Raw genomic sequence first — 734 nt, 5'->3', positions numbered from 1 at the left:
GAGCTTGAGGTTCGGGAACTTTTATCCAAATATGATTTTCCAGGTGATGATGTTCCAATTGTTAAGGGTTCTGCATTAGCTGCTCTTGAGGACAAGGATAAAAGCATTGGAGAAGATGCGGTTCGTCTTTTAATGAGTGAGGTTGATAATTATATTCCCACACCTGAGCGTCCTGTTGATCAGCCATTTTTGATGCCGATCGAAGATGTTTTTTCGATTTCAGGTCGTGGAACGGTTGTTACGGGTCGTGTTGAGCGTGGTGTTATTAAAGTTGGGGAAGAAATCGAGATTATCGGGATTCGTCCAACGTCTAAGACGACGGTTACGGGTGTTGAAATGTTCCGCAAGCTTTTAGATCAAGGACAAGCAGGTGATAATATTGGTGCTCTGCTGCGTGGAGTTGATCGTGAAGGGATTGAGCGGGGTCAAGTGTTGGCGAAGCCTGGGTCAGTTACCCCTCATACGCGTTTTAAAGCAGAGGCTTACATTTTGACGAAAGATGAAGGAGGTCGTCATACGCCCTTTTTCACGAATTATCGTCCTCAGTTTTACTTCCGTACGACGGATGTTACAGGTATTGTTACGCTTCCAGAAGGAACAGAGATGGTTATGCCAGGCGATAATGTTGCGATGGATGTGTCTCTGATTGTGCCAATAGCGATGGAAGAGAAGCTTCGTTTTGCTATTCGTGAAGGTGGTCGTACTGTTGGTGCCGGTATCGTCTCTAAGATCAT

General features: G+C 45.4%; 1 protein-coding gene. It reads left to right on the top strand.

Annotated elements, in window-relative coordinates; genetic code table 11:
- Window positions 1-734, top strand: a 734-nt coding sequence (locus B5V81_RS08600) for an EF-Tu C-terminal domain-related protein (RefSeq protein ID WP_244979461.1), incomplete at both ends; no start/stop codon positions are given.

Source organism: Bartonella queenslandensis, from assembly GCF_018155095.1.
Lineage (GTDB): Bacteria > Pseudomonadota > Alphaproteobacteria > Rhizobiales > Rhizobiaceae > Bartonella > Bartonella queenslandensis_B.
The sequence above is the reverse complement of the archived record's forward strand: the minus strand, read 5'-3'. Positions and strand labels throughout refer to the sequence as shown.